This window comes from Zoogloea sp. 1C4 (assembly GCF_009469605.1).
GTDB lineage: Bacteria > Pseudomonadota > Gammaproteobacteria > Burkholderiales > Rhodocyclaceae > Zoogloea > Zoogloea oryzae.
Map to the genome: position 1 here is coordinate 324,328 of NZ_SSXU01000004.1, position 6,000 is coordinate 330,327.

The window sequence follows — 6,000 nt, forward strand, 5'->3', positions numbered from 1 at the left end:
GTCCGTCAGCAATGACGGACGTGGGTTGAAACCGGTCGATGCCGTGTGAGATTCCCGTACAGTGCCGCTTCGTCCGTCAGCAATGACGGACGTGGGTTGAAACGCCGAACTCAAGGCCGCCCACGAGAAGCTCCTCACCGCTTCGTCCGTCAGCAATGACGGACGTGGGTTGAAACGCCAAGAGCGGCGAGGCCTACCTCGTCGGCCTCGCCGGCTTCGTCCGTCAGCAATGACGGACGTGGGTTGAAACAGGCCACTGGCAGTTCGGACCGCGCCGTCGAGCGTGCTTCGTCCGTCAGCAATGACGGACGTGGGTTGAAACAATGCCTTCCTCGCGGCCGTTGCCGAGGTCAATGGGCTTCGTCCGTCAGCAATGACGGACGTGGGTTGAAACGTCCCCATCATCCAATGGGCCGAGCAGAACCAGCCCGCTTCGTCCGTCAGCAATGACGGACGTGGGTTGAAACACAAACCAATACTTCGCCGCCGCACTCCGCGGCTGCGCTTCGTCCGTCAGCAATGACGGACGTGGGTTGAAACACCGCCCAGGTCCTGGAACACGGCGACGCCACCCAAGCTTCGTCCGTCAGCAATGACGGACGTGGGTTGAAACTCAAAGGTCATCTCCACATAGACGAGCGACGGGTGCTTCGTCCGTCAGCAATGACGGACGTGGGTTGAAACACTCAGATGTACTGCGACCTTGAGCGCGATCTGCGCTTCGTCCGTCAGCAATGACGGACGTGGGTTGAAACAGCATGCTCCCTCCAGTAGGACATTTATATTAATGCTTCGTCCGTCAGCAATGACGGACGTGGGTTGAAACAAGTTTAGATACTTTATCTTGCTCTGCTTTAAGTGGCTTCGTCCGTCAGCAATGACGGACGTGGGTTGAAACATTTCTAAACATATCAAGATAATCTTGATACATTGCTTCGTCCGTCAGCAATGACGGACGTGGGTTGAAACGTGTTATTGGTGTTATTGACCTCAAAAAGCCTTTAAAAGCTTCGTCCGTCAGCAATGACGGACGTGGGTTGAAACTTTGTAGTACCCGATTTTGTTGCAAAAAATCGGGAGCTTCGTCCGTCAGCAATGACGGACGTGGGTTGAAACTTTCGGACACGATCAACGTCGGAAATACGCTATGGGGCTTCGTCCGTCAGCAATGACGGACGTGGGTTGAAACATCCACTCCCACGCCGAGCCGGCCGGCGCTTCCACCGGGCTTCGTCCGTCAGCAATGACGGACGTGGGTTGAAACGCAGACGACGGTATCTGCCGCCGACGTGGTGACGTTGCTTCGTCCGTCAGCAATGACGGACGTGGGTTGAAACCGGTTGCCGGGCCTTCGTCGTCGCGGTGGGGTGCCGCTTCGTCCGTCAGCAATGACGGACGTGGGTTGAAACTCGGTTTAAAGTCTGGGATGTTCTTGTAATGAAAGCTTCGTCCGTCAGCAATGACGGACGTGGGTTGAAACATCCAACAGAGCACGAAGAGGGCAAAAACAAATAAAGGCTTCGTCCGTCAGCAATGACGGACGTGGGTTGAAACATAACGGGCGGCAGGTGGAGCACCGATAGGCCGTGCTTCGTCCGTCAGCAATGACGGACGTGGGTTGAAACCATCGCGCTCTCGGCAATCTCCGAAAGACTAGCCGGCTTCGTCCGTCAGCAATGACGGACGTGGGTTGAAACAATGTCGAGGCCGCGTATATTCGTACAGACTCGCCTGCTTCGTCCGTCAGCAATGACGGACGTGGGTTGAAACGTTGGTGAGGTCGAAGTATTCACCGGCAGCGCCAGCTTCGTCCGTCAGCAATGACGGACGTGGGTTGAAACCTGCAGGACCGCATCGGCCATGGCCGTGCGGCGCGGCTTCGTCCGTCAGCAATGACGGACGTGGGTTGAAACAGGCACTTAGACACATACCGCGCGCCGCCAGTCGGCTTCGTCCGTCAGCAATGACGGACGTGGGTTGAAACAGCCCCAGCTCGCGCGCCAGCAGCAACAGCCGATCATTGCTTCGTCCGTCAGCAATGACGGACGTGGGTTGAAACTTCCGTGATGAGTTCGCGGTATCCGGTGATCTTGCGCTTCGTCCGTCAGCAATGACGGACGTGGGTTGAAACGAGCGACGACGAGCCGTCGCCCAGCACCCGGCGGTTGCTTCGTCCGTCAGCAATGACGGACGTGGGTTGAAACTGTTGATCGCTGCCGGCAGTGCCCCCGGCGGCTTGGGGCTTCGTCCGTCAGCAATGACGGACGTGGGTTGAAACTTGGCCATGCCGAACGGCCTCCTTATTAAAAGTCTAGGCTTCGTCCGTCAGCAATGACGGACGTGGGTTGAAACATCCGCAACTACAACGTCGACGGGAGCGGCGTACCGGCTTCGTCCGTCAGCAATGACGGACGTGGGTTGAAACGATCCCGAGGTGGAGCTGAAACGCGAGCGCTTGCGGGCTTCGTCCGTCAGCAATGACGGACGTGGGTTGAAACCAATTTTCATCTACGAGGAAACTGCCAAGGGCCGGGCTTCGTCCGTCAGCAATGACGGACGTGGGTTGAAACCCTTGAGCGGGACGTATCGAAGGTACCGCTGCCCTGGGCTTCGTCCGTCAGCAATGACGGACGTGGGTTGAAACAAACGTACGGCTTTGGCCCCCCGACGCGGGGTGAGCTTCGTCCGTCAGCAATGACGGACGTGGGTTGAAACAAATCTATCTCGAGCTGACCAAAGACGACGACTCGAGCTTCGTCCGTCAGCAATGACGGACGTGGGTTGAAACTCGATCGAGCAGTACGAGTGGCTCAACAGCGAACGCGCTTCGTCCGTCAGCAATGACGGACGTGGGTTGAAACGTGTCGGGGCTGCCCGGCAGGGCGTAGCCCTCCAGCTTCGTCCGTCAGCAATGACGGACGTGGGTTGAAACAATGGCAGTATCGGATTACGGTAGTGCATTCTTAGGCTTCGTCCGTCAGCAATGACGGACGTGGGTTGAAACCCTTGCCCACCTGGACGATCAGCGCGTTGATCTCATGCTTCGTCCGTCAGCAATGACGGACGTGGGTTGAAACGTGCACAGCCAGCGTGACCAACGCATCTCAATGGCGCTTCGTCCGTCAGCAATGACGGACGTGGGTTGAAACCGGCGGAACCCGCAAACGCATGCCGGAGGACCTCGCTTCGTCCGTCAGCAATGACGGACGTGGGTTGAAACTCCTGCGGCTTGGGAATGAGGTGCGCCATCTCGGGAGCTTCGTCCGTCAGCAATGACGGACGTGGGTTGAAACTGTAGCCGGTGATGATGGGGTAGCGCGGGTCGCCGCTTCGTCCGTCAGCAATGACGGACGTGGGTTGAAACCTCGCCACCGACAGCACCGGCGCCACCGTCACCGGCTTCGTCCGTCAGCAATGACGGACGTGGGTTGAAACTCGACGACACCGTACTGGGGAACCCATTGCGTCCGCGGCTTCGTCCGTCAGCAATGACGGACGTGGGTTGAAACTTGCTGAACGTGGCGATAACGTTTGCCGTCCATGCGGCTTCGTCCGTCAGCAATGACGGACGTGGGTTGAAACATCCCCCCGCGCAAATACGCCGCCAGCCTGCGCGGAGCTTCGTCCGTCAGCAATGACGGACGTGGGTTGAAACGACGTTTTGCCTCGGAAACGGCGCGCTGAAGTGCGACGGGTGCTTCGTCCGTCAGCAATGACGGACGTGGGTTGAAACGGCTCGCCACCCAGTGGCGCACCGGCATCAACGGGCTTCGTCCGTCAGCAATGACGGACGTGGGTTGAAACCGCGCTGGCGCACGTCGTGACGAAGGCCTATCAGCAGCTTCGTCCGTCAGCAATGACGGACGTGGGTTGAAACAGCAGGGCACCCGTCATGGTTCCGCCCGCCGCAGGGCTTCGTCCGTCAGCAATGACGGACGTGGGTTGAAACCCGACAGGTAGGCAAGCGCCTGCGTCTGATCGTCATGCTTCGTCCGTCAGCAATGACGGACGTGGGTTGAAACTTGCTGGCCACGCCATTGATGACGTCCTTGGCGGCGCTTCGTCCGTCAGCAATGACGGACGTGGGTTGAAACCATGATGATGGCGGCAGCCCCCGGCAGTTCGTCAGGCTTCGTCCGTCAGCAATGACGGACGTGGGTTGAAACTCCGTGGTGTGGCGCGGCCAGACCTACACCATGGGCTTCGTCCGTCAGCAATGACGGACGTGGGTTGAAACTCCTATGAAATCTGCCCTCCGAATGCGAGCTGAGGGCTTCGTCCGTCAGCAATGACGGACGTGGGTTGAAACTCTCGGCAGTAGCTGAAGACATCCATCGCGGACCGCTTCGTCCGTCAGCAATGACGGACGTGGGTTGAAACTGCTGCGCGGTGATGGTTTCCGTCAGATTCACCGGCTTCGTCCGTCAGCAATGACGGACGTGGGTTGAAACCGTGGAGCCTGTACAGCGTCGTTGCGAAAAGACCCGCTTCGTCCGTCAGCAATGACGGACGTGGGTTGAAACAGGATGCCAACGGGCTGATCTGGATTAGCATCGAGCTTCGTCCGTCAGCAATGACGGACGTGGGTTGAAACTGCTCGATCCCAAGCCCACGTTCATCGCCCCCGTGCTTCGTCCGTCAGCAATGACGGACGTGGGTTGAAACGATCTGCCCGTGTGCTTCACCTCCGACACCTTCTGCTTCGTCCGTCAGCAATGACGGACGTGGGTTGAAACGGTAATGACGTTGGTGCCAAGGGCGGCGGCGACCTCGCTTCGTCCGTCAGCAATGACGGACGTGGGTTGAAACCCTCCTGTATCACCTGATCAAAGTCGATAGACGCCTGCTTCGTCCGTCAGCAATGACGGACGTGGGTTGAAACGTAACGCAGCTGCTCAGACCGCGCCTGCGCCAGCAGGGCTTCGTCCGTCAGCAATGACGGACGTGGGTTGAAACAGGTAAGCCGGGTCAGTCCAAGCCCATGAAACAGAGTGCTTCGTCCGTCAGCAATGACGGACGTGGGTTGAAACATTTGCCGCTTCTGCGAAGATGTTTGGAATGGTCAGCTTCGTCCGTCAGCAATGACGGACGTGGGTTGAAACGACTGGTCTGGTTGCGATCACACCGACCGGCTATGCTTCGTCCGTCAGCAATGACGGACGTGGGTTGAAACACGCCGTGAGAGATAAGGTCGATATTGACGATCTGGCTTCGTCCGTCAGCAATGACGGACGTGGGTTGAAACTTAGTGGTCAGTGTGTCGCCGTCTTTTGCTGCAAAGCTTCGTCCGTCAGCAATGACGGACGTGGGTTGAAACTTTGCGGAACATAACATCCAGCTCGACGCCTTCCGGGCTTCGTCCGTCAGCAATGACGGACGTGGGTTGAAACAGGAAGGAATACTGACCGGCAACACGTTCAGCAGGCTTCGTCCGTCAGCAATGACGGACGTGGGTTGAAACACGCATGATTAGCAACCTCGAAAAGCTACATGCGGCTTCGTCCGTCAGCAATGACGGACGTGGGTTGAAACCTTGATTACAACACTTATGACCGATACACCCCTGTAGGCTTCGTCCGTCAGCAATGACGGACGTGGGTTGAAACGACTCGTTCAAGACCTATCCGGGCAATCAGACCAATGCTTCGTCCGTCAGCAATGACGGACGTGGGTTGAAACAGGGGCACGCGATTCGCCTGACTCGCGGCATGAAGCTTCGTCCGTCAGCAATGACGGACGTGGGTTGAAACAGCGACGGAACCGCCATAGGTCCGGACGGCACCTATGCTTCGTCCGTCAGCAATGACGGACGTGGGTTGAAACCGACGCGTATAGGCAGTAAGCCGCCCCGGCCAACGTGCTTCGTCCGTCAGCAATGCTCCCAACTTAAGCCCCCTTATATGCCAAATGCTGGTGCGGCTTGACGCGTCGTGGCCTGGGGTAACTTCGATCAGGTTGGATGTGGCAGCGGGCACACGCGATGGCGTCAAGCACGGTCTG

Annotated in this window: 1 CRISPR repeat array (only partly in view). The window is 58.0% G+C overall.

Annotated elements, in window-relative coordinates:
* Nucleotides 1-5,896: direct repeats of the CRISPR family, unit length 37 nt; unit sequence GCTTCGTCCGTCAGCAATGACGGACGTGGGTTGAAAC (it extends 79 nt beyond the left edge of the window).
* The last annotated feature ends 104 nt before the right edge of the window (nucleotides 5,897-6,000 follow it).